General features: G+C 64.4%; 16 protein-coding genes. 10 read left to right on the top strand and 6 right to left on the bottom strand.

The features are described 5' to 3' along the window. Nucleotides 1–171: 171 nt before the first annotated feature. Nucleotides 172–1,545, top strand: coding sequence for a glutamate--tRNA ligase (gene gltX, locus HNQ95_RS08485; RefSeq protein WP_067966637.1), 1,374 nt, complete (start codon nucleotides 172–174; stop codon nucleotides 1,543–1,545). Here the strand turns inward: gltX and HNQ95_RS08490 are convergent. The 3 genes from HNQ95_RS08490 to HNQ95_RS08500 form a co-directional block, all read right to left on the bottom strand. Next, complete coding sequence (locus HNQ95_RS08490; RefSeq protein ID WP_182585782.1) at nucleotides 1,463–2,533, bottom strand: DUF2865 domain-containing protein; 1,071 nt, start codon at nucleotides 2,531–2,533, stop codon at nucleotides 1,463–1,465. The genes gltX and HNQ95_RS08490 overlap by 83 nt on opposite strands. Nucleotides 2,534–2,639: 106 nt before the next feature. Continuing rightward, nucleotides 2,640–4,958: an NADP-dependent malic enzyme gene (locus HNQ95_RS08495; protein WP_067962553.1), complete on the bottom strand. Its 2,319-nt coding sequence runs from the start codon at nucleotides 4,956–4,958 to the stop codon at nucleotides 2,640–2,642. Between the two features lie 240 nt (nucleotides 4,959–5,198). Next, nucleotides 5,199–5,978, bottom strand: coding sequence for an SDR family oxidoreductase (locus tag HNQ95_RS08500; RefSeq protein ID WP_067962544.1), 780 nt, complete (start codon nucleotides 5,976–5,978; stop codon nucleotides 5,199–5,201). Nucleotides 5,979–6,095: 117 nt separating this feature from the next. Here HNQ95_RS08500 and HNQ95_RS08505 point away from each other — a divergent pair, with 117 nt between their 5' ends. Together HNQ95_RS08505 and HNQ95_RS08510 are read left to right on the top strand one after the other, a co-directional pair. Then, nucleotides 6,096–6,917 (top strand): UDP-2,3-diacylglucosamine diphosphatase, encoded by an 822-nt coding sequence (locus HNQ95_RS08505; protein ID WP_182573859.1) that lies wholly within the window; start codon nucleotides 6,096–6,098, stop codon nucleotides 6,915–6,917. 313 nt (nucleotides 6,918–7,230) lie between these two features. Continuing rightward, nucleotides 7,231–8,451 (top strand): MFS transporter, encoded by a 1,221-nt coding sequence (locus tag HNQ95_RS08510; protein WP_067962542.1) that lies wholly within the window; start codon nucleotides 7,231–7,233, stop codon nucleotides 8,449–8,451. On the opposite strand, the gene dgcA is transcribed toward HNQ95_RS08510, so the two are convergent. Beyond that, nucleotides 8,413–9,396 carry an N-acetyl-D-Glu racemase DgcA gene (gene dgcA / locus HNQ95_RS08515; RefSeq protein WP_067962540.1) on the bottom strand — a complete coding sequence of 328 codons (984 nt, stop codon included), beginning with the start codon at nucleotides 9,394–9,396 and terminating at the stop codon, nucleotides 8,413–8,415. The two genes, HNQ95_RS08510 and dgcA, sit on opposite strands and share 39 nt — an antisense overlap. A 77-nt stretch (nucleotides 9,397–9,473) precedes the next feature. On the opposite strand from dgcA, the gene HNQ95_RS08520 reads away from it, so the two are divergent. The 4 genes from HNQ95_RS08520 (at nucleotide 9,474) to HNQ95_RS08535 (ending at nucleotide 13,552) form a co-directional block, all read left to right on the top strand. Beyond that, a complete protein-coding gene (locus tag HNQ95_RS08520) occupies nucleotides 9,474–10,661 on the top strand; it encodes an ABC transporter permease (RefSeq protein ID WP_067962538.1) in 1,188 nt (395 codons plus the stop codon). Between the two features lies 1 nt (nucleotide 10,662). Then, nucleotides 10,663–11,484: an ABC transporter ATP-binding protein gene (locus HNQ95_RS08525; RefSeq protein ID WP_067962536.1), complete on the top strand. Its 822-nt coding sequence runs from the start codon at nucleotides 10,663–10,665 to the stop codon at nucleotides 11,482–11,484. A gap of 14 nt (nucleotides 11,485–11,498) precedes the next feature. After that, nucleotides 11,499–12,872: an MlaD family protein gene (locus tag HNQ95_RS08530; protein WP_067962533.1), complete on the top strand. Its 1,374-nt coding sequence runs from the start codon at nucleotides 11,499–11,501 to the stop codon at nucleotides 12,870–12,872. 80 nt (nucleotides 12,873–12,952) lie between these two features. Next, the gene (locus HNQ95_RS08535; protein ID WP_249925986.1) at nucleotides 12,953–13,552 is read left to right on the top strand and encodes an ABC-type transport auxiliary lipoprotein family protein; all 600 of its coding nucleotides are present in this window, start codon (nucleotides 12,953–12,955) and stop codon (nucleotides 13,550–13,552) included. Between the two features lie 277 nt (nucleotides 13,553–13,829). On the opposite strand, the gene HNQ95_RS08540 is transcribed toward HNQ95_RS08535, so the two are convergent. Then, the gene (locus tag HNQ95_RS08540; protein ID WP_067962528.1) at nucleotides 13,830–20,474 is read right to left on the bottom strand and encodes a kinesin; all 6,645 of its coding nucleotides are present in this window, start codon (nucleotides 20,472–20,474) and stop codon (nucleotides 13,830–13,832) included. A 279-nt stretch (nucleotides 20,475–20,753) separates the two neighbouring features. Here HNQ95_RS08540 and HNQ95_RS08545 point away from each other — a divergent pair, with 279 nt between their 5' ends. The 3 genes from HNQ95_RS08545 (at nucleotide 20,754) to HNQ95_RS08555 (ending at nucleotide 22,712) form a co-directional block, all read left to right on the top strand. After that, a complete protein-coding gene (locus HNQ95_RS08545; RefSeq protein WP_067962524.1) occupies nucleotides 20,754–21,128 on the top strand; it encodes an Hpt domain-containing protein in 375 nt (124 codons plus the stop codon). A gap of 153 nt (nucleotides 21,129–21,281) precedes the next feature. Then, the gene (locus HNQ95_RS08550) at nucleotides 21,282–21,602 is read left to right on the top strand and encodes a 2Fe-2S iron-sulfur cluster-binding protein (protein ID WP_067962523.1); all 321 of its coding nucleotides are present in this window, start codon (nucleotides 21,282–21,284) and stop codon (nucleotides 21,600–21,602) included. A gap of 81 nt (nucleotides 21,603–21,683) precedes the next feature. After that, entirely contained in the window at nucleotides 21,684–22,712 is a 1,029-nt protein-coding gene (locus HNQ95_RS08555; protein ID WP_182573860.1) for an NAD(P)/FAD-dependent oxidoreductase, read from the top strand. 19 nt (nucleotides 22,713–22,731) lie between these two features. On the opposite strand, the gene HNQ95_RS08560 is transcribed toward HNQ95_RS08555, so the two are convergent. Then, a complete protein-coding gene (locus HNQ95_RS08560) occupies nucleotides 22,732–23,346 on the bottom strand; it encodes a DUF922 domain-containing Zn-dependent protease (protein ID WP_154386063.1) in 615 nt (204 codons plus the stop codon). Nucleotides 23,347–23,443 lie beyond the last annotated feature (97 nt).

Here is a 23,443-nt window from a genome sequence, read left to right on the forward strand (position 1 = left end):
ATCTGGAGCGGGCCGCGAGAGATCGCGGCCCGTTCGTCATGCTGAAGCGGCCCGCAAGAAGATGTAGCCCCATTGGTCGGCTTCCATTCGCGCTCTGGTTGCTTTATTTCTGGTGCAGAGGTGCGGGGGCGCCGCCTTGTCAACGCAAAAGCCATCCGCTACGCCCCGATCATGACAGTTACAGTTCGCTTCGCCCCTTCGCCCACCGGCCGCATCCACATCGGCAATGCGCGCACCGCCTTGTTCAATTGGCTCTTCGCCCTCAAGCACAAGGGGCGGTTTGTCCAGCGCTTCGACGACACCGATGTCGAGCGCTCGCGCCAGGAATTCGCAGACTCCATTCTCTACGACCTGCACTGGCTCGGCATCTTTCCCGACCAGACCGAATACCAGTCGCGCCGCTTTGCCAGCTACGACGCCGCCGTCGACAAGCTCAAGGCATCAGGCGTGCTCTATCCCTGCTATGAGACGCCCGAGGAGCTCGACCTGCGCCGCAAGGTGCGGCGGACGCGCGGCCTGCCGCCGGTCTATGGCCGCGAGGCGCTGAAGCTCACCGATGCCGAGCGCCTGTCCTACGAACATGACGGGCGCAGACCGCACTGGCGTTTCCTGCTGCCCAATTTCGTCTCCGATCCGTTCGAGACCCAGCGCACCGACGTCCATTGGACCGACATCGTGCGCGGCGAGGAGACTGTCGATCTGGCGTCGCTGTCCGATCCGGTGCTGGTGCGCGAGGACGGAACCTATCTCTACACGCTGCCATCGGTTGTCGACGATATCGAGATGGAGATCACCCACGTCATCCGTGGCGACGACCATGTCACCAACACCGGTGTTCAGATCGCGCTGTTCCGCGCGCTCGGCGCCGAGCCTCCTGTTTTCGGTCACCACAATCTGCTGACGACGGCTTCCGGCGAGGGCCTGTCCAAGCGCACAGGTGCGCTGTCGATCGAGAGCCTGCGCGACGGCGGCATCGAACCGATGTCGGTTGCCTCGCTCGCCGTGCTTGTCGGCACGTCGGAGAATGTCACCGCGGTGCCCAACCTTCGCGACCTTGCCGAAAAGTTCGATCCGGCCGCGACCTCGAAATCGGCGGCGAAGTTCGATCCTGAGGAACTGGTGGTGCTCAATCGGGCGCTGCTGCACCACATGTCCTTTGACGAGGTGCGTGATCGCCTGATGGTGCTCGGTGTCAGCGGCAACCATGCCGAAGCGTTCTGGATGGCCGTTCGCGGCAATCTTGACAGGCTCCAGGACGCCGTGGCGTGGTGGCGCATCCTGCGCGAAGGGCCGCAGCCGGCTGTCGAGATCGCCGACGAGGACCGCGAATTCGTTGGTCAGGCGCTCGACCTTCTGCCCGAAGAGCCGTGGGACGGCAATGTCTGGAAGGACTGGACGGCCAAGGTGAAGAAAGCGACCGGCCGCAAGGGCAAGGCGCTGTTCATGCCGCTCAGGCTGGCGCTCACCGGTCTTGAGTCGGGCCCGGAACTCGCAGATCTGTTGCCGCTTGTGGGTCGGGAAGGAACGTTGGCCCGACGGCCCTGACCTTGCGGTTGGGATCTGGTGCCGGACGAGGCACCACCGGCGCCTGCGGCTCCTCCACCGGCCTGGCCTGCGGGGTGCTCGGTACCGGGCGTCCTTCGCCGGCGATGACCGAAAAATTCCTGTCCAGGCTGACATTGCAGCCGCAGGCCGGAACGCGCGGCAGGTCGAGGCGCTTGTAGCGATAGGCTGTCGCAAGATTGCGGTAGGGCTGGCCGGAGCGGGCTGAAACCATGCTCTCCTGTGGCTGGCCGGCATTGAGGTGATAAAACAGCTCGATCTCGGTTCCAGGGCAGCTGGCTTCGCAATTCTTCTCGTCGCGCTGGAAATCCGAGACATCGGCTGCATTCGACATCGGGAAGAAGTATCCGTCGCAGGTGCGCACGCACAAGGTACGGTATTCGCCCAAGCCTTGTTGCTGGCTGCGGCCGATGACGATGTGCTGCGGATAGCTTTCATTGAAGCTCAGGCTGGTCGCCTCGCCGCCGCGGATGACGATCGCGCCGGCTTGCTCCGTCGCGGGATCGTTGCCTGCGCCTTCTTCCGTCTTCTCGCCCTGGTCGTTGCAACCCGCGAATTGCATCGCATCAAGGATGCGGATGCGCTCGCGCCGGACGTTCCTGTTCGGTTGCGCGGTCTGGCTGTCGAGCTTGCCGAGATTGTCCTGCATCTCAGCGATCTTGGCATTCAGCGCGGCGCACTGAGCGATGACGTCGCCCGAGATCGCCCTGTCGCAGCCAAGGTCGGAAGCCCTGATGCGGGCGAGGTCGATCTGGTCTTGCTGGGTGGTGGCAGCGGCGGCGAATTCATCCGGCTGGATGAAGCTCCCGCTCTCCCGCGTCGGCAAGTTGGCCAACTGGACCTCGAGTTCCAGGCATTCCGCCGACACGGCGAATGCAGATCCGGTGGTCAGCAACGACACGGCGACCGCGGCCAGCAAGGCGATGGCTGGCCGCTTTACCGGGAATTTGCTTCTGCCGCGCCCGAACATCCCGCTTTCCATCGACCTGCCGCGCGACGCGCGGAACATGCCTCGGCTCGAACCCTAGCGCCGACGAGGTTAACCGTTTCTTTGGAAACGGCTAACCCGTGCCCGATCAGGACGCAGCACTTGCGCGCTGCGACGCTTCGACGACGGCGAGTGCCGTCATGTTGACGATGCCGCGCGAGGTAACAGAAGGCGTCAGGATGTGTGCCGGCTGGGCGGTGCCGAGCAGGATCGGCCCGACATGCAGCGCGTCCATCATCGTCTTGACTGTGGTCAGCGCGATGTTTGCGGCGTCGAGATTGGGGAAGACCAGCAGGTTGGCTTCGCCCTTCAGCGTCGAATGCGGATAGACGCGCTGGCGCAGCACTTCCGACAGGGCGGAATCGCCATGCATTTCGCCGTCGCTGGCTAGTTCCGGCGCGATGCGCTTCAGGATCGCCGCCGCCGCCCGCATCTTCTGGGCGCTTTGCGAGTCGCGGGAGCCGAAATTCGAATGCGACAGCAAGGCCGCCTTGGGCTCGATGCCGAAACGACGGATCTCGTCGGCCGCCAGCATCGTCATCTCGGCGATCTCTTCGGCAGTCGGGTCGACGGTCACGTAGGTGTCGGTGAAGAACAGCACGCCGCGCTGCGAGATCAGCATCGACAGCGCCGACAGATCGCGATCCTTGACGCCGTCGCGGGCGCCGACGATCAGCGTGACGTTGCGCAGGTGCCGCTCAAAACGGCCTTCCAGGCCGCAGATCATGGCATCGGCATCGCCGCGCTTCAGCGCAATCGCCGCTATGACCGTGTTGTTGGTGCGCACCATGGTGCGCGCCGCCTCGGGCGTGATGCCCTGGCGGCCGCCGAGGTCGATCAGGTGGTCGACATAGTGACGGTAGCGTGGATCATCCTCGGGATTGATGATGTCGAAGTCGACAGCCGGCCGGATGCGCAGACCGTAGCGCTTGATGCGGACCTCGATGACATGCGGACGCCCGATCAGGATCGGCTTGGCCAGCCCTTCCTCCAGCACCACCTGGGCGGCGCGCAGCACGCGCTCGTCTTCGCCGTCGGCGTAGATGACACGCTTGGATGTTGCCTGCTTGGCGTTGGAGAAGATCGGCTTCATCACCAGGCCGGAGCGGAAGACGAAGCGGCTGAGCTTGTCGACATAGGCGTTGAAGTCGGCGATCGGGCGGGTCGCCACGCCGGTTTCGCAGGCCGCCTTGGCAACGGCAGGCGCGATCCTGAGGATCAGCCTGGGGTCGAAGGGCGAGGGGATCAGGAAGTCGGGGCCGAAGGTCGGCGTCTCGCCGGAATAGGCGCGCGCCGCGACGTCGGAAGGTTCTTCGCGCGCGAGCGCAGCAATTGCGCGCACGGCAGCCATCTTCATTTCTTCATTGATGGCACGCGCGCCGCAATCGAGCGCGCCGCGGAAGATGTAGGGGAAGCACAGGACGTTGTTGACCTGGTTCGGGAAATCAGAGCGTCCGGTGCAGATCATCGCGTCGGGACGGGCGGCACGCGCCACTTCCGGCATGATCTCGGGATTCGGGTTGGCCAGCGCCAGGATCAGCGGCTTGTCCGCCATCTCCGACAGCAGTTCCGGCTTCAGCACACCGGCTGCCGACAGGCCGAGGAAGACGTCTGCGCCGCCGATGACATCAGCCAGGACGCGCGCGTTGGTGTCCTTGACGTATGGGTCCTTCCAGCGGTCCATCTCCTCGACGCGGCCCTTGTGGGCGACGCCGAAACGGTCGGTGACCCAGATGTTCTCGACCTTGGCGCCGAGCGACACCAGCAGGTTGAGGCAGGCGAGTGCCGCGGCACCTGCGCCCGAGGTGACGATCTTGACGTCCTCGATTTTCTTGCCGGCGAGTTCCAGGCCGTTGAGAACGGCGGCCGCGACGATGATCGCGGTGCCGTGCTGGTCGTCATGGAAGACCGGGATGCGCATCTTGGCCTTGAGCTGCTCCTCGACTTCGAAGCACTCTGGGGCCTTGATGTCCTCGAGGTTGATGCCGCCGAAGGTCGGTTCGAGTGCCGCGATCGTGCTCACCATCTGCCCGATCTCGGGCGCGTCGATCTCGATGTCGAAAACGTCGATGCCGGCGAATTTCTTGAACAGAACGGCCTTGCCTTCCATCACCGGCTTGGATGCCAGCGGGCCGATATTGCCGAGACCGAGCACGGCTGTGCCATTGGAAATCACGGCGACCAGATTGGCGCGGCCGGTATAGTCGGCGGCGGTCTCGGGATCATCCTTGATGGCGAGGCAAGGGGCGGCGACGCCGGGCGAATAGGCCAGCGCCAGGTCGCGCTGGTTGCCGAGCGGCTTGGTCGCCTGAATCTCGAGCTTGCCGGGAATGGGGTGCTTGTGGAAGAAGAGCGCGGCCTGATCCAGATCGGACAGTGCTTCCTTCTTCTTGTCTTCCCCAGCCATGTCCCGCTCCTTCAGAATCCAACAGCAAAGGCCGTTATTAGCACGGCCAGCACGATTTTCGAGGCTTCAACGGCCAAATGGACGTTGAATCACTTTCAAGCGCCGGAACTGCAATCATTCCAGCGACTTGCGGGTGGCGGTTGAGAGATTGATTCGGTCTTTTGTGAGGCTTGGCTGAAACAGCGCGTCCTTGCGACGCGCTGTTGGCTGCCTTTGGGATAGGTTCGTGCCGCCGAGAGCCTAGAATGAGCTCACGTAAAGCCCGCCGTCGACAGGAATGTTCTGGCCGGTCATGTAGCCTGCATGGGTCGAGCACAGGAAGGCGCAGATCTGGCCGAATTCTTCCGGCGTACCGAGGCGGCCGGCTGGTATGCCGGCGCTGAGGCGGGCGCGGCGCGCATCACCTTCCGCCGGATCCTCGATGCTGCCGGGCTCGTGCGGGCCGCGCAGGCGGTCGGTGTCGAGCTTGCCGGGCAGCATGTTGTTGATGGTGACGTTGCGGTCGGCGACAGTGCGCGCAACGCCTGCCAGGAAGGCTGTCAGGCCGGCGCGGGCGCCGGAGGACAGGTCGAGGCCGGGGATGGGCGTGTAGACCGACAACGAGGTGATGTTGACGATGCGGCCGAAGCCACGCGCCGCCATGCCGTCGATGACAGCTTTGATCAACTCGATGGGCGTGACCATGTTGTTGGTGACGCCGGCAAGGATCTTCTCGCGGTCGAGCTCTCGGAAGTCACGGTAGGGCGGACCGCCATTGTTGTTGACCAGAATGTCGGGGTCAGGGCAGGCGGCGAGCAGGGTCTTCTGGATCGCCGGATCGGAGATGTCGCCGACGATTTCGGTGACCGGCACGCCGTAGCGTTGACGAATTTCGGTTGCCGTGCGGTTCAGGATGCCGGCGTCGCGGCCGTTGAGGAACAGCTCACAGCCGGCTTCGGCCAGCGCCATCGCGCAGCCCTTGCCAAGGCCCTTGCTCGAGGCGCAGACGATTGCCTTCTTCCCGCTGATGCCGAGATCCATGATCGTTCTCCTGTCGGTGATGACCCAGCCTAGAACTGCCCGGCCAAAGCCGCAACCGTCATACGGCTGTTGCATGAATCTGGGCATAGCCACGGCAAAAGCAACGGGTCGATTGCCATGTCCGGCACGAGCACACGCAATTTTCGCACGCTGTTCATCTCAGATGTGCATCTGGGATCGAAGGGAGCGAAGGCCGATTTCCTGATCGACTTCCTGCGTCACCACGAGGCCGAGAAGATCTTCCTCGTCGGCGATATTGTCGATGGTTGGCGCCTGCGCCGGTCCTGGCATTGGCCGCAGACACACAACGACGTCGTCCAGAAATTGCTGCGCCAGGCGCGCAAGGGCACCGAAATCACCTACATCGCCGGCAATCATGACGAGTTCGCCCGCAATTTCCAGGGCGTGCATTTCGGCGGCATCGTCGTTGCCGATCGGGCCATCCACGAGGCGGCCGACGGCAAGCGTTTCCTGGTCATCCATGGCGATCAGTTCGACGCGGTGGTGCAGAACGCCCGCTGGCTCGCCTATCTCGGCGACTTCGCCTATGACGCGGCGATGGCGATGAACCGGCTGGTGGCGCGCTTCCGCCGCACCTTCGGCATGCCATACTGGTCGTTTTCGTCCTGGGCCAAGGTCCGGGTCAAGAAGGCCGTCAACTTCATCGGCGCCTTTCAGGACGTGCTGACCGAGGAAGCGCGGCGTTCGGACGTGGACGGCGTCATCTGCGGCCACATCCACCATCCGACGATCGAGAATTTCGACGGCATCCAGTACATCAACACCGGCGACTGGGTCGAAAACTGCACGGCGGTCGCCGAGGATTTTGATGGCAGCTTCGTCATCCTGCACTGGCCGCACGTGCTGGCGGGCAAGCTGGTCAACGAACCCTTCGTGCCGATGGTCGTCGATCAGCGCGCCGACAAAGCAGCCGCCTGAACGGAACGACATCGATGTGCAGCTCCAGATATGCCTCGCGCCCATGGCGGGATGGACCAGGTCATGCGGCAATTGCCGCGCCGCGCGTTGCCGAGACGCTGCTAAGACGGGCACGGCGGCTCGGCGCGCACCACTTGCCGATGGAAGCGCAGGCCATGCCGCGCCTTGGCCGATAAGGCCGTGGCAACTGGCCCAAGCTTTGGGTAAATGCTCGGCCCCGTTGGCTTTCGTGGCGTGGCCGCCCATGGTAAGGGATCAGGCAAATCGGTGAGGCTTGGTTGGTTCGGGTCGCGCCCGGACACACTTACCCACCATGACATTACCGCCACTCACGCCAGAGCAGCAGGTCAAGCCACGACGCTTTGAACTGCGAATCTCCCTGCTTTTCGCAGCGCTTTTCGTGCCGATGGGCGTGCATCTGCCGTATTTTCCGCTGTGGCTCGAAGCCAAGGGGTTCGATCCCGAGCAGATCGCTATCGTGCTGTCGGCGCCAATGTTCCTGCGCGTCATCACAACTCCATTGATCGCGGCCATGGCCGATCGTGCCAAGGACCGCGCCAACGTCTTCATCTTCCTGGCTGCATCGTCCTTGCTTCTGTCGCTCGGCTACTTCCTCGAGCCGACCTACCTCATCGTCTTGGCCGTCTCGCTGGCGCTGGCGGTGGTGTGGACGCCGCATTCGCCGATAGCCGATTCGCTTGCGCTCTCAGGTGTCCGCCGCTTCGGATCGGACTATGCCGCCATGCGCATCTGGGGGTCGATCGCCTTTCTCGCCGGCAGCCTTGGCGCAGGCTTCATCCTGTCGCTGACCGGTGCGGACACGGTGCCGGCGATCATCTCGATCGGCCTGCTCGGCTGCTTCCTGATGTCGTTCATCTCACCGCGCCTTGGCCGACCGCGCAAGGCCTCACCGCTCTCGGCGACCGACATGCAGGCGGCGCCAAAGCTGTTCAACCGCTATTTCCTGCTGATGGCCGGCGGCACCGGCGTCATCATCGGCAGCCACGGCTTTCTCTATGGCTTCGTGTCGATCTACTGGAAGTCGCTCGGCATCAACGAGACGATCGTCGGGTTGCTGTGGAGCTGGGGCGTGGCGGCCGAAATCGTCATGTTCATGTTTTTCACGCGGCTGTTCGGCAACAGATCGACGGCACTGGTGCTCGTTCTGGCGGGCGCAGGCGCTATCGTCCGCTGGGTAGCATACCCGTTGATCTGGCCGCTCGGCCTGGGTGTACCTGGCTTCTTTGCCGTCCAGAGCCTGCACGCAGTGTCGACAGCGCTGGTTCTGATTGGCGTGCAGAAGCTGATCGCCGAGTCGGTTCCGGAAGAGCGCACGGGCGCTGCCCAGGGTGTTGCCTATTTCGCCAACGGCATGTCGATGGCGATCGTGACGCTGCTGTCCGGTCCGCTCTACCAGCGCTTCGGCGTCGACGGCTTCTATTTCATGGCGGCGGTCGCCGCCTGCGCCATCGTGCTTGTACTGCTTGCATCCCGCTCAGCCCCAAAGTTCGGGCAGGGGCGGCGACACCATTGAACCCTCGTAGACAAGCCCCGGCGAACGGTCGCGCGCCAGGAGCAGCGGGCCGTCGAGGTCGACGAACTCGGCGCCCTGGGCGAGCAGCACCGCAGGCGCCATGGCGAGCGAAGTGCCGACCATGCAGCCGACCATCACCTGGAACCCGAGCGTGCGGGCCTGGTCGCGCAGTTCGAGTGCTGCCGTCAGCCCACCCGACTTGTCGAGCTTGATGTTGACGGCGTCGTAGCGGCCCTTGAGCTCGGCGAGATCGGCGGCGATGTGGACGCTCTCGTCGGCGCAGATCGGCACAGGATGTGGGATGCGGCCGAGGATCTGGTCGGCGCCGGCGGGCAGCGGCTGTTCGATAAGCGCGATGCCGAGCTGGGCGGCAGCGGCAAGGTTCTCGGCGATGTTGGCATCGGTCCAGCCTTCATTGGCGTCGAGGATGATGCGGCTGTCGGGGGCGGCTTCGGTGACCGCGCGGATGCGGGCGATGTCGTTGTCGCCGCCGATCTTGACCTTGAGCAACGGCCGCGCCGCGTTGGCGCGGGCCTGGGCTGCCATAGTCTCGGGTTCGCCGAGCGACAGCGTGTAGGCGGTCTCGAGCGCCAGCGGCGCAGCAATGCCGAGCCTGTCCTTGACCGGCACGCCGCTCAACTTCGCTTCCAGGTCCCAGAGCGCGCAGTCGACGGCGTTGCGCGCTGCACCGGCTGACATCAGCGTCAGAAGGTCGGTGCGCGAAGCACCGTCCTCGATGGCGTGGCGCGCCTGTTCGATCGCCTCAGCCACGCCAGCCATGGTCTCGCCATAACGCTTGTAGGGCACGCACTCGCCGCGTCCGATGACGCCTGATTCGGCGATTTCGCAGGTGATGACCTCGGCTTCGGTCTTGGAACCGCGTGAGATGGTGAACGTTCCGGCGATGGGAAAACGCTCGTCAACGACCGAAAGGACACGCGTCATGAAAATCTGCTCCGTTCAACTGCTTGGCGCGGCTGCGAAAATCGACATGCCGCAGCCGACGCGTTAAGTAGTGTGCCATGTTGACCATCGGCAAACGGGAAGCAAGCGGCGGGGCAGCCGACGGCCGAGATCACCGACCGCAGGTTGCTGTGGCGGAGCGTGAAGGCGTGCTCGCCTGTGTGTTCACCGGGATCTGGACCACCCGCACCGTTGCCTTCGTCGACGCCGAGATGCGCAATATCGAAGCCCGCAAGGGCTACAAGACCCTGGCGCTCGACCTCGGCGGCATCGAGAAGATCGACACCGCCGGCGCCTGGGTCATCGACAGGCTCGTCAGCGCCAATGAGAAGAAGGGCGTCGAGGTCAGGATGGAAGGCCACAGCGAGGTGGCCAAGATCCTGCTGGGCGCCGTCAGCGAGGCCGTGCGGCGCGAGGGCGAATCTGCCCCGGCTGGTCCGCCCAACATCGTCATGCGCATGCTTGAGGCTGTAGGCCGCCGCGTCTACGAGATGCGCGACGACTTCCTGTCCTCGATGAACATCCTTGGCGCAACAATTCGCGGCGCCCAGATGAAGCTCGGCCGTGGCCATGCGGTCAATCCGGCCGCCATCTTCAACCAGATCGACCGCATGGGCGTCGGCGCCATTCCCGTCGTCGTACTGATGTCGGCAATCGTCGGCGCCATCGTCGCCCAGCAGGGCGCCTACCAGCTTGCCTATTTCGGCGCCGATATCTTCGTCGTCGACTTGGTCGGTGTGCTGGTGTTGCGCGAACTCGGCGTGCTGATGACCGCGATCATGATCGCAGGCCGCTCGGGCAGCGCCATCACCGCCGAGATCGGCTCGATGAAGATGCGCGAAGAGGTCGACGCGCTGACGGTCATCGGGCTCAATCCCATCGGCGTGCTCGTGTTCCCGCGCCTCGTTGCCCTGGTCATTGCGCTTCCATGCCTCACCATCATCGCCAATTTCGCAGCGCTTGGCGGCGGCATGCTGGCGGCATGGCTCTATTCGGACATTCCGATTGCCGCCTTCATCGACCGCCTGCGCCTGGCAATCGACCTCAGCACCATCTTCGCCGGGCTGATCAAGGCGCCGTTCATGGCGCTCATCATCGGCACCATCGCTTCCGTCGAGGGCATGAAGGTCGGCGGCAGCGCTGAATCGCTTGGCCGCCACGTCACCGCGTCGGTGGTCAAGGCCATCTTCGTCGTCATCATCCTCGATGGCCTGTTTGCCATGTTCTACGCAGCGATCAACTTCTGACATGGCAAACCGGACACAGACTATCGAGGCGGAGAGCCAAAGCCAGGACGCCAGGGGCGAGGTGTTGCTGTCGGTGCGCGACCTGACGGTGGCCTTTGGCGACAAGGTCATTCTCGAAGATCTCGATCTCGACATCAGGCGCGGCGAGATTCTCGGCTTCGTCGGCGCGTCGGGCGCCGGCAAGTCTGTGCTGTTGCGCACGGTGCTAGGCCTGATCCGCAAGCAATCCGGCACAATCGAGCTGTTCGGCGTCGATCTCGAGCAGGCCAGCGAGGAGGAGCGGCTCAGGATCGACATGCGGCTCGGCATGCTGTTCCAGCATGGCGCGCTGTTTTCGGCGCTGACCGTGCTGGAAAACGTGCAGGTGCCGATGCGCGAATATCTCGACCTGCCGAAACAGCTGATGGACGAGCTCGCCATGCTCAAGATCGAGCTTGTCGGCCTGCCGCCTGACGCGGCCCGCAAGTTTCCCTCCGAGCTGTCCGGCGGCATGATCAAGCGCGCGGCACTGGCGCGCGCGCTGGCGCTCGACCCTGACATCGTCTTCCTCGACGAGCCGACGTCGGGTCTCGATCCCATCGGCGCGGCCGAGTTCGACGAATTGGTCGGCAAGATGCGCGATACGATGGGGCTCACCGTCTACATGGTCACCCACGATCTCGACAGCCTGTTTTCGGTTTGCGACCGGGTTGCGGTGCTGGGCAACAAGAAGGTGCTCGTCGAAGGCACGATTGAAGACATGCTGAAGAGCGAAGAGCCGTGGGTAAGGTCGTATTTCCGCGGAAAACGCGCGCGGCAGCTTGATCTTGCCGCAAGAGCATAGAATGGAATGATGTGATGGAGACCAGGGCAAACTACGTCATTGTCGGCATCTTCACGCTGTTTGCCGTTCTGGCCGCCTTTGCGTTCGTCTATTGGACGGCGGCAATCGGTGAACGCGGCGAGACGGCAACGTTGCGAGTCCGTATTCCCGGCTCCGCGTCGGGCCTGGCCAGGGGCAGCTTCGTGCTGTTCAACGGCGTCAAGGTCGGCGACGTCCGGCGCGTCTATCTCGACATTTCCAATCCCCAGGTGGCGATCGCCGACGCCGAGATCGACAAGCTGACGCCGATCACCCGGTCGACACAGGCGGATATCGGCCTCGCCGGCCTGACGGGACAGGCCAATATCGAGCTCAAGGGTGCCAACATCAAGGAGCCCAACCTGCTCGACCAGGCCGAGGCGGAGGGCAAGATCGCCGAGATCGTTGCCAATCCGTCCGCCGTGACCAATCTGCTGCAGACGGCGCAGGACATCTTCAAGCGCGCCGACGCCGTGTTGAACAATCTGGAAGGCTTCACCAACGACGTCCGCGGGCCGCTGACCGAGACCGTCGGCAACGCCCAGAAATTCTCCGAGTCGCTGGCGCGAAATGCCGATGGCGTCGACAAGTTCCTGGCGAGCGTGAGCGCGCTGTCGGAGCAACTTTCGGCGGTGTCGGGCAAGCTCGACGGCACGATCGAGGCGGCGGAAGGCCTGCTCAAGTCGGTCGACCGCGACAAGGTCAAGAACATCGTCGCCAGTGTCGATACGTTCACCAAGAACCTGAGCGCCCAGAGCGACCAGCTCGACGGCATCGTCAAGGGCGTCAACACCGCGGTCGCCTCGATCAACGATTTCGCCCAGAAGACGCAGCAGACGCTGACCAAGGTCGATGGCGTGCTCGATGGCGTCGATGCGGCCAGCGTGCGCGAATCGCTCGACAACATCCGCAAGGCCAGCGAAAGCGCCAACCAGGCCGCGGCCGACGTCGCCAAGGTCACCGAAAAGTTCGGCGACCGTGCCGACGATATCGACCAGATCATTACGGACGCCAAGCAGCTGGCGTCGCGCCTCAACGCCGCTTCGGTGCGCGTCGACGGCGTCATGGCCAAGGTCGACAAGCTGCTCGGCTCGGGCGAGGCGGAGGGCGTCATGTCGGACGCCAGCGCCACCTTGAAGTCGTTCAAGCAGGTGGCCGACACGCTGAATTCGCGGCTCGCGACGATCATGGACGGCCTGTCCCGCTTCTCCGGCCAGGGGCTGCGCGACGTCGACGCGCTGGTGCAGGACTCCAGGCGTTCGATCAGCCGCATCGAACAGGCCATTTCCGACCTGGAGCGCAATCCGCAACGCATCATCACCGGCGGCGAGGGCTCGGTGCGCGAGTTTGACGGCCGGGTGCGTCGTTGACATCGCCGGCATGCAATCGCATGAAGGCAAATGAGGGGTGTTCGCGCGCGGCGCGGGTGAGTCTGTTTCGGGGACAGCACGTGAAGGCTGCTAGATCAACTTTGCTGCTGACCGCAGTCACGCTTGCGCTGTCCGGCTGCACCTCGTTGTTCGTCAGTACGCCGCCGCCGCTCGACACCTACGAGCTGACTGCGCCCGCTGTCGACGGCCGTAACGGCCCGAGCCGCCGCCAGATCCTGATTGCCGAACCGTCGGCGCTCAAATCGCTGGATGGCCAGAGCATCGTCATCAAGCCATCGCCCGGGTCGATACAGTTCCTCAAGGGGGCGCAGTGGTCGGACAGGCTGCCGCGCATCGTCCAGGCACGGCTCGCCGAAACCTTCCAGCGCGCCGGCGGCTATATCGGCGTCGGCAAGCCGGGCGAGGGCCTGGCCATCGACTATCAGGTGATCGTCGAGCTGCGCAGCTTCGAGATCAAGGTCGGCGGCGGCGAACGCGCCGACGTCGAGCTGTTCGTCAGGCTGCTCAACGACCGCAACGGTCAGGTGCGCGCGTCGCGCGTCTTCACTGCGAGCGCCCCGGTTTCCGGCAGCGGCAACGATGCCTATGCGGCGGCGCTCGACAGCGCATTCGGCCAGGCCGCTACCGAAATCGTCAAATGGACTGAGACGCTGATCTGACCAGGTCGGTAGGGAATGAGGCACTAGGGCAGTAAGGGCAGTAGGTTCCCGAATTCTTCCGGTCTGCTCGCCTGGGTTCTTGACGCTTCCTTTCCAACGTGGCGCGCATCTCTCAATGCAACATTCGGCTGCCAAATCGGCGCAGGCCCCGGCGCTTGCCATGTGACCCAGCGCAGATCAACGCCACAAATCCCAACTTCAGACAGCAAAAGGGCAGTAGGTTACCCCACTGCCCCATTTCCTTATTGCCATACTGCCCTCACGGGCCGCGGCAGCCTTACTTCAGGCGGCCGGCCGCATGCGCGAGCATCGTGTAGACCTTACCGGTATCCGAGGTCAGATAGGTCTTGGTCATGATGCTGTCGCGGTCGTTGCGCGAGACGTCCTTCAGCAGCTTCTCGAAGTCGTCGCAATAGCGGTCGACGGCCGAGCGGAACTCGCCATCCGACTGATATTTACGGCGGATCTCGTCGAAGGTCTGCTGACCCTTGAGCGTGTAGAGGCGGCGGGTGAAGACGTCGCGCTCGCCGCGGCGATAGCGGTCCCAAAGCTCGATCGAGGCGTCGTGGTCGATGGCGCGGGCGATGTCGACCGACAGCGAGTTGAGCGACTCTACGACGTGCAGCGGCGAACGCTGGGCAGGCACGGCGCGTGGTTCTGCCTGGGCGGCGCCACGGGTCAGCTGCTCTTCGCGTGAAGCACCGGTCAACAGATCGCGGACCCAACCGCCCTGCTGCTGGCCGCCACGGCTGGCGGCCGGTTCACGTGCCGGCTGCTGCTGCGGGGCAGGAGTGGCCGGGCGCTCGATGTCGAGCGTTCCGCGCAGACCGGCGCCACCAAGCGGCACCTGGGGTGCCGGCGTTTCGCGACGCTGCTCGGGCTGCGGCGCGGGGCGACGCGGCGCCGGCTGCTGCGCAGGGCGCAGCGAGGCATCGGAGACATCGACGCCGCGGCCCGACTTGGCGACGATCGCCGACAGTTCCTTGAGCGCGTTGATCTGCTCGGAAACCGCGCGGCGGATGGCCGTCGTCGATTCCTTGGCTTCCTCAGGCATGTCGAGCACGCCCTTCTTGAGCTCGGCGCGGGTGCTTTCGAGCTCGGTCTTGATCGAGCCTGCGGTGCGGCGCATGTCCTCGGTGGCGTCGGCGAAACGCTTGGTCGCCGTCTCGACGACGTCGGAGATCGCCGCACGGATCTTGTCCGCCGACTCCATCGTCTTGCCTTCGGCGTTTTCCAGCGTCTGGCCAACCAGGCGCTCGAACGACTGCATGACGCGCTCGAGGTCTTCCGACTTCTTGACCAGGCCGACAGCCAGGTCTTCCAGCGACGACTGGCGCTCAAGCGTGTGCTCGAGGTTGCTCTGCGCCGAGGACAACAGGTTGGAAGCGCTCGACAGCAGGCGGCTGTGCTCGTCGAACTTGGTGGCGATGGACGCCACCTCGCGCAATGTGCTGGACGACAGGTCGGTCAGGCGATTGGTGTTCGAGTCGACCAGGCGGGCGGCGCTCGAGAAGGTCTGAGCGGCCTTTTCGGTGGTGTTGGCGAAGTTCGAGGTGCTGCTGGTCAGGCGCTCGTCGACATTGGCGAGGTTTGCCGTCGCCTGGTCGATGAGGTTGCCCAGCTGCGCGCTCGACGTCGTCATGCGGCCGATCAGGTCGGCGACGCTTTCGGCGAGCGTCGAACGTGCACCCTCGACAGCCGACAGCGTCTCGGCCGTGCGGTTGGCGAGCGCGTCGACGAGAGCGGCGTTTTCCGAACGCAGCTTTTCGGTGGCACGTGCGGTCGCTTCTTCCATCGAGCGGTGAAGCTCGCTGCCGCTTTCGGCGAAGCGGTCGACCAGCGGGCGCGCCGTCTCGTCGAGGATCTTGGCGATCTCGTTCGAGCGTTCGGTCAGCATCGCGTTGAGTTCACGCGTGTTGGTGCCAATGGTGCGTGCAGCTTCGTTGGTGCTCTGGCCGATATGCTGGCCGACGGCGGTGAAGGTCTCGGCGATGACGTTGGCACGGGCGACAAGCTGTGCCTCGGCCTGGGTGACCTGTTCGTTGAGCTTCTGGCCCATCGATTCCGCGCCATAGGCGAGGCGGTTCTCGGCGCTCGACAGATGTTCGCCGATACGGGCTGCGACGCTTTCGGCGCCGGCAGCCAGGCGCTCATCGACATTGGCAAGCGTTTCTTCGATGGCGCGGGCGCGGGCATCGAGATCGGCCGAGGTGCGATGGGCGCGGGCAACGACGCGCTGTTCGGTCTCGTTGAAGGCGCTGGCGATCAGTGCCGCATGCTCGCCGATGCCCGAAGTGCTCTCGGTGACGCGGGCGGCAAGCTGGCGTCCTGCCTCGTCGAAGGCCTGGCCGATTTCCGATGCGCGGCCGAGCAAGGCCTCTGACGTCTGGTCGACGCGTGCAGCGATGCGGCTGTCGGCTTCGTCGAAGGCGCGGCTGATCTCGGCAGCGCGGCCAAGTAGCGTTTCCGCTGTCTGGTCGACGCGTGCAGCGATGCGGCCGTCGGCTTCTTCGAAGGTCCGGCTGATTTCGGCGGCGCGCCCAAGCAGCGATTCTGCCGTACGGTCGACACGGGCAGCGATGCGGCCGTCGGCTTCTTCGAAGGTACGGCCGATTTCGGCGGCACGGCCGGCAAGCGTGTCGGCGGTCTGGGCCGCACGCGCCGCGAGCCTTTCGTCGGCCTCCTCGAAGTTGCGCACGATTTCGCCGGCACGGCTGCCGAGCGTCGCCGAGCTGTCGGCGACCCGAGCGGCAATACGTTCGTCGGCTGCATCGAAGATGCGGCTGAGTTCGCCGGCGCGGCTGCCCAGCGAATCCGCGCCTTCGGCGATACGGGCGGCGAGCTTCTCGTCGGCAGTGTCGAAGATGCGGCCGAGCTCGGAGGCGCGGGCGGCAAGCGCGTCAGCGGATTCGCCGATGCGCATGCCCAGGCGTTCGTCCGCGGTGTCGAAGTTGCGCAGGATGTCGCCGGCACGAGCCGACAGGGCATCCGCGGTTTCGATGGCGCGGGCGATCAGCGAGCGGTCGGCTGCGTCGAAGGTGCTGGCGATCTCGCCTGCCTTCGCCGACAGCGTGTCGGCAGTCTCTTCGGCACGCGCCAGCAGCGCGTTCGACGTTTCGTCGGCGCGGGCGGCAAGGCGACGGTCGGCGTCGTCGAAGGCACGGGCGATGTCTTCGGCCCGCGCGAGCAGGGCGCTCGATGTCTGCTCGGCACGCTCGGCAATGACGCGGTCGGCGTCGCTGAAGGCCTTGCCTGCCTCTTCGTTGAGAGCTGCGGTCACTTCCATGACCTTTTCGCGCAGGGCGCCGGCAACGAAGACGGCGCTCTTTTCGAGCACGCCGCGGACATTGTCGACACCCAGCGACAGGGCGCGTTCCATGGTGGAGGTGCGCTCTTCGATGACGCCGGTCTGGCGGCGGAAGCTCTCTTCGATCTTCTCGATATCGCCGGCAATCGCGTCGGAGATGTCGACGCGGCGTGCGGCGATCTGGTCGATGTGGCCCGATATGGCCAGGTCGATGTCACGGCGGGCTTCGCTGAGCTTGCCGAGATCCTCATCGAGTGCACGGGCCATCGTGTCGCGGCCTTCGGCGAGCTTGCCGACATGGCCGGCGACGATGTTGTCGATGGTGGCGCGGCTGTCGTTCAGCATGGCGAGATCGGCTTCGAGCGCCTTGGTCAGCGTGTCGCGGCCGGCGGCCAGCTTGTCGACCTGGCCGAGCATCATGCCGTCGATCTTGGCGAGGTCGGCTTCCAGCGCGCGGCGCAGGATGTCGCGGCCTTCTGCCAGTTTCTCGACCTGGCCGGCAACGAGGCCGTCGATGCCCGAGCGGCTTTCGGCCAGCTTGGCGAGGTCGTCTTCAAGCGCCATGGACAAGGTGCTGCGTTCGGCAACCAGGCGTTCGGCGTGGCTCGATACGAGGCCCTTGACGCTGTCGAGGTCGGCTTCGAGCGACCGGGTCAGCATGGCGCGGTCTTCGGCGAGCTTCTCCGACTGGGATGCAACGGTGTTTCGGATGGCATTGAGGTCGGCTTCGAGGGCGCGCTTGAGGATATCGCGGCCTTCGGCCAGCTTCTCGACCTGGCCGGCGACGAGGCCGTCGATTCCCGAGCGGCTTTCAGCCAGCTTGGCGAGATCATCTTCCAGCGCCTTGGACAGCGTACCGCGCTCGGCGACCAGGCGTTCGGCGTGGCTCGACACAAGGCCTTTGACGCTGTCGAGGTCGGCCTCGAGCGAACGCGACAGCATGGATCGATCCTCGGCAAGCTTTTCCGACTGTGCCGTGATCGTGCTGTGGATCGCATTGAGATCGGATTCGAGGGCGCGCTTGAGGATGTCGCGGCCTTCGGCCAGCTTTTCGACCTGCCCGGCGACGAGGCCATCGATGCCGGATCGGCTTTCGGCCAGCTTGGCGAGATCGTCTTCCAATGCCTTGGACAGGGTGCTGCGCTCGGCGATCAGCCGTTCGGCATGGCTCGACACGAGCCCCTTGACGTTGTCGAGGTCGGTCTCGAGCGCGCGCTTGAGGATGTCGCGGCCTTCGGCCAGCTTCTCGACCTGGCCAGCGACGAGACCGTCGATGCTGGCGCGGCTGTCCGCCAGCTTGGCGAGATCGGTTTCCAGCGTCTTGGAGAGCAGAGTGCGCTCGCCGGCAAGTTTTTCGGCATGGCCTTCGATCAGGCCGTGGACGTTGGCGATGTCGGTTTCCAGGCTGCGCGACAGTTCGGCGCGATCGGACGCGATCTTGGAGGAATGGCCGTCAACGAGCGCCTTGATGCCGGCGAGGTCGGTTTCGAGCGCGTTGGCCAGGATGGCGCGGCCCTCGGCGATCTTCTCGACCTGGCCGGCGACGAGGCCGTCGATGCTCGCGCGGCTGTCGGCGAGCTTTCCGAGATCAGCTTCGAGCGCACGCGACAGGATGTTGCGGCCTTCGGCCAGCTTGCCGACGTGGCCAGCGACCATTTCATCAATGTTCGTACGGGCTTGGACGAGTTTCTCGGAGTCTTCGACGAGCGCCTGGGCAAGCTGTTCACGGCCCTGGGCGAGCTGCCTGAACTGGCTGCTGAGCGTGTCGTCGATTGCCTGGCGCGACTGCTCCAGCTTGCGCATGTCGTCGTCGAGGGCACGCGTGATCAGGCTGCGGCCTTCGGCAAGCTTCTGCACCTGGAAGCCGACGGCAGCCTCGATGCTGGCGCGACCCTCGGCGAACTTGCTGAGGTCGTCGCGTAGCGCTGCTGCCATGCGGTCGCGCGCTTCGGAGAGCTTGGTGGTGTGGTCTTCCACGGCCTGCTCGATGCCGACGCGGGCCTCGGACAGACGCTGGATGTCGCCGTCGAATGCGCGCGACACCTGATGGCGGGCTGCTTCCATGCGGCCGGCGAAATCGCTGGCGCGGGCTTCGAGCATGGTCGAGGTCGAGGTGATGATGTCGGCGAGGTCGGTGCCGATCTGGGTCTTGCCCTGGTCGATCATCGCCGACAGCGAGTCACGGCCCTGGACGAAGGTGGTGGCGATTTCGCGCGCACGCTCGACCAGCGTCTCGTTGATCTGGCGGGCGCGGGCTTCGAGAGCGGCATTGAGCTTGGCAGTGCCGGTGTCGAGCGCTTCGGCGCGGGTCTGGAATTCGCCGATCAGCGCCTGGCCGCGTTCAGCCAGCGTGCGCTCGATGCCGTGCAGGCTCGCCTCGAATTCAGAGTTGATCGTCTTGGCAGCGCCGCCGAGCAGCGAGACCATGCCCGAGGTGCGGTTGTCGAGCAGGTCGGTCAGCGAGCGGGTCACCTCGTCGGTGCTCTGCGTCAGCTTGGCGATGCGGGTGTCGAGCAGGCTGGCGAAGGCTTCGCCTGAGGTCGACAGGCGGTCGCTCAGCGAATCCATGCGGTTGTCGATCGCCTCGAACAGGCCCATGCCGCCTTCGTTGATGCGGTCGATGAGCGTGTCACCGGAATTGGTGATCGTCATCGACAGCTTGGTCGAGGCATTCAGGATGCTGTCACGGATGATGTCGCTGGCCGAGCCGAGTTCGTCGCGCAGCGTCTCATGGGCGCCGGAGATCGAGGCGCGGACGCGCTCCGCGTGGGAGACGACGGCCTCGCGCTCGCTGCCGAGACCATCGACGAGCGAACGGATGCGGGCGGCGTTCTCGGAATAGGAGCGCTCGATCTGGTTGACTTCGGTGTGGACGAGCGTTTCGAGCTCGACGGCACGCGCCAGCGTGCGTTCGATGCCTTCGCCCATGGCCGCCACCTCGCGGCGCACGGCCTGGCCGACCATCATGACGCGGTCCTGTGCCATGTTTTCGGGCTCGGCGAGGCGGAAGGCGACTTCGGTCATCGACTGCGCGGCAATGCGCATTTCCTGGGCGCGGCGGATCATCGCGGCAAAAGCCCAGAACAGCGCGATCGGCACGATGGTGGCGACGAGCAGCATCAGCAGGCCGGGACGTGCCAGCGCGTCGTCGAACGAGCGGATGGTCCAGATGCTGGGCGTGACGATGCGATCGGCCAGCGCCACGGCACCGGCAACCCATGCGACCGAAACCAGGCCGACCATCCAATAGATGGTGCTCGATGCGCGGCGGTTGAGGCTGTGCAGGAGCGACTTGTAATCCTTGGCGCGATCGTCGTTCGCGGGCTTGAAGCCTTCGGGCTGCAGCGGGCGGGTTTCGACGGGGCGCAACTGGGTCGGCGGCTCGGCTGCGCGTGCCACGGGGGCGGGCTCGACCTTCGGCGCAGCAGCCTTCTGCTTGCGGCCTTCACGTGCCAATTCTTCAGCTGCCTGCGAAATCTGTGCTTCGAGATCGTCCATCGACGCGGCCATGTCGAGGCCGCCTTCGTCGCCGCTCAGGTCGAGGTCGAGCGCCTGCTCGAGCTCCTTGGCCACGTCGAGATCGAGGTTCTTTGTCGGAGTGGATTTCTTCGCCATGCCTTCGCTACCCTGTACTAAAGACGCGGATTTGCTGGACTTTTTGTCCTATTTTTGTCCGCGGCCGAGGCTCAATATGGACCGCCCGTATCGTAGTGACACAATCGGGTAAAGAAAACATGCATTCGCCCCGATACGTAAAAGTTTAAATATAAGGTTAACACTGCAGTGATTATTGGCCCCAATCCCGCACGGTTCCGGGCTTTGTCAGGTTAACGGGTTATCCACACGGACGCCCTAGCTTACCAACCCAAGGGCGAGTGGCGGGGCACGGGTTGAATGGTAACGCGCGAGACGGCTTCGATGGCTTTTGGCATGCCGGGAGGCGAATCCTCGGCATCGGTTCATGGCCGTCCGATCGACCTTGAACATCTTTCCCGGCAGACGATCGGCGACCGCGATGTCGAGCGCGAGGTGCTCGACATGTTCGTCCATCAGGCGCTCTCGGTTCGAGATGCGATCGTCAAAGCCGATCTTGCCGAGCGGCTGATGCTGTGCCACGCCCTGAAAGGTTCGGCGCGTGGCGTTGGCGCATTTCCCATTGCCGACTGCGTGGCGGCGATCGAAGCGGACCCGGACAATGTCGCTCTGATCACGCGGCTTACCCGTCTGATCGACGAGGCGCGCGACTTCATCGCCTCGTTCAGCCGCTGACGTTCGGCGGTGCCTTCCCGGGGGGCGTGCAATGGCCGCAGTAACATTTGTGGACCAGTCAGTGTAATTCCGACAGCCGGCGGCGCTATCGCACGGCAGTTGACACACACGGCGGAGTGATTATCTGCCGTGTGACCTATTTCGGGAACGAGCATGACCAAGCTGACTTACATCGCCCATGATGGCACGCGTTTCGAAGTCGAGGCCGAGAACGGCTCGACCGTGATGGAAAATGCGATCCGCAATGCCGTGCCGGGCATCGAGGCGGAATGTGGCGGCGCTTGCGCCTGCGCGACCTGCCATGTCTATGTCGATGACGCATGGACGGCGATCGTCGGCGAGCCCGAGGCAATGGAAGAAGACATGCTCGACTTCGCCTACGAGGTCCGGCCGTCGTCGCGCCTTTCCTGCCAGATCAAGGTTCGCGACGAACTCGACGGCCTGGTCGTCTCCATTCCCGAGCGCCAGGGCTGACGTTCCCAACTTGGCCTTGCTTGGCATGACAGCTGTTGTCATGCACATTTTCGAAATGCGTGCGTCAGCGGCGAGGTGGCCTTGAGCGACATCACCACAACCGACGTCCTGATCATCGGAGCCGGGCCGATCGGCCTGTTTGCGGTGTTCGAGCTCGGTCTCTTCGACATGCGCTGCCACCTTATCGACATTCTCGACCGCCCCGGCGGGCAATGCGCCGAGCTTTATCCGGAAAAGCCGATCTACGACATTCCCGGCTATCCGGTGATCGGCGCCCAGGAGCTGGTCGACAAGCTTCTGGAACAGATCGCGCCATTCAAGCCCGGTTTCACCTTCAACCGGATGGTGACTGCGCTGGAGCGGCTCGAGCATGGCAGCTTCCGCGTCACGACCGACGAGAATGAGGTCTTCGACGCCAAGGTCGTGGTGATTGCCGCCGGCGGCGGCTCGTTCCAGCCCAAGCGCCCGCCGATCCCTGGCATCGAGGCTTATGAGCAGGCCAGCGTCCGCTATGCGGTTCGGCGCATCGAGGATTTCCGCGATCAGGAGGTGGTCGTCGTTGGCGGCGGGGATTCCGCGCTCGACTGGACGCTCAACCTGGAGCCGGTGGCCAGACGCGTCACGCTGGTCCATCGGCGTCCGGAATTCCGTGCCGCGCCCGACAATGTCGGCAAGATGCATGCGCTGCGCGATGCGGGCGCCATCGACCTTGTGATCGGCCAGGTTTCAGGCCTGTCAGGCGAGGACGGCATATTGCGCTCCGTCACCGTCAAGGGAGCGGATGCCGAAACCGAGGTTGCCTGCACGCGGCTGCTGCCGTTCTTCGGCCTGACCATGAAGTTGGGGCCGGTGGCAGAATGGGGCCTCCATCTTCACGAGAACCAGATCCCGGTCGACACCGAAAAATTCGAAACGTCGGAGCCGGGAATCTTCGCCATCGGCGACATCAACTGGTACCCGGGCAAGCTCAAGCTGATCCTGTCGGGCTTTCATGAAGCCGCGCTGATGACGCAGGCTGCCAAACACATCATCAGCCCCAAGGAACGCGTCGTGTTTCAATACACGACGTCGTCGACGAGCCTGCACAAGAAGCTCGGCGTTCCTGACTGATTTTGCAGAGGCCTGGCCCTCAGTTCTTGAGCTTGCCGGCGTCGATGCGCTCCAGCCGGTAGCGCAGCAGCCTGACGATCCGGCTTTCGAAATTGATGCCTTCGATGCGGTCGAATTCCTCCTGTGCCCGGTCATGAGCATTGAGGATGCGGTTGCTCGTCGCCTTTGCCTTGGTGGCGGCGATGTCGCAGCTCTTCTGCTTGCCGATCGCCCTCAGCGCCTGTTCCAGTTCACGGGCGTGGTTCTTGGCAATGACGACGTGGCTTTCCTCGTGGCGCTTGATGTCGGAAGACAGCGTGTTCCAGATCAGCTTGACGTCCTGGGCTGCCTTGCCGTTCTGGCGCCAGCGCGGCAGGATCACCTTGGCCTTGACGGTGACCTGGGCCGAGACGATGGCGCAGCCGCCCTTGACCTCGGCGTAGCCGATGCGGCTGGTGAATTCCATCTGGGTTGCGCCCGGGTGCCTGCCGCCGGTGCTCTTGACCTCGGGCCCGCGCGTCATCAGCTGCTGCTCGATCTCGTCGAGCGTTTTGCCGGTGATGGTGAAATAGCTGTAGGATTTGGACACAGTTGCCGCCTGAACGGGTAGGCAAATGCCTCCAGCGAGTAGGGCGGCCAGGAAGAGTTGCTTCATTAGTTGCCTCTTGGCCTACCTTGCGTTAGGGGCGATGGCGGCGCAACGGAAATCGGATCGTGCCGCTGATGTGACCGTGCAGCGAGTTGAAGCTGCA

This window comes from Aminobacter ciceronei, from assembly GCF_014138625.1.
Lineage (GTDB): Bacteria > Pseudomonadota > Alphaproteobacteria > Rhizobiales > Rhizobiaceae > Aminobacter > Aminobacter ciceronei.